Genomic DNA, 657 nt, shown 5'->3' on the forward strand with positions numbered 1-657 from the left:
TTGCGAAACTTGGGCAGGATCTGCTGGTCGATAATCTGCTGAACGCGGCTGTCGGGAAGGATGGTGGCCAAACCCCTGCCGGTTTCAATTTCCACCCGCCGATCCCCTACCGAGATGAGAAACAACACGCCGTTGTTGCGACCGGCCTTGCCAATGCCCCAGTAGTTAAATAGCTGCGTGGTGAACGCTTTCGGCGTGGCATATCCCTGAGTATTGGGTACCGTCACCACTGCCATCTCGGCAGTGGTACGCTGCTCAAGCTGGGTGAGGAGACGGTTGAGCTCGTTTTCAGTGCTGCTGCTGAGGATGTTGGCGGTGTCGGAAACCCATCCTCCATACTGGCGGCGGGGGTTGGGCACTTGTTCGAGGGTAATTGCCCAAGCAGGCTGCGGGATCCACAGCGATACACTGAGCAAGACTGCCGCCCAAACTTTTGGCATGGCTCACCTGGCTGAGCGCTGCCTTGGTTTTAGCACAGCCCCTTCGGATGGAGATGCATCTGCAACACGGAACTGTCTAGAGGCGTCTTGACAGTGCCTTTACGGGCTCGTTTGTGGACTGCGTAAGAATCCCCCCCTTTAGGCGGTGGGAGTGTCAAGAACGCAACCACTTCCAAAGTTATCCCGAATACCAATGAGACGAACACCCCCTCACCCC

General features: G+C 56.9%; 1 protein-coding gene. It reads right to left on the reverse strand.

Translation table 11 applies throughout. The annotated features are described in order from the left end of the window. Positions 1-440 (reverse strand): TPM domain-containing protein (locus NW853_RS12270; protein WP_414349143.1); only part of this gene is annotated, 440 nt, incomplete at its 3' end. Positions 441-657: the final 217 nt, after the last annotated feature.

Source organism: Synechococcus sp. H55.11, assembly GCF_047462475.1.
Lineage (GTDB): Bacteria > Cyanobacteriota > Cyanobacteriia > Thermostichales > Thermostichaceae > Thermostichus.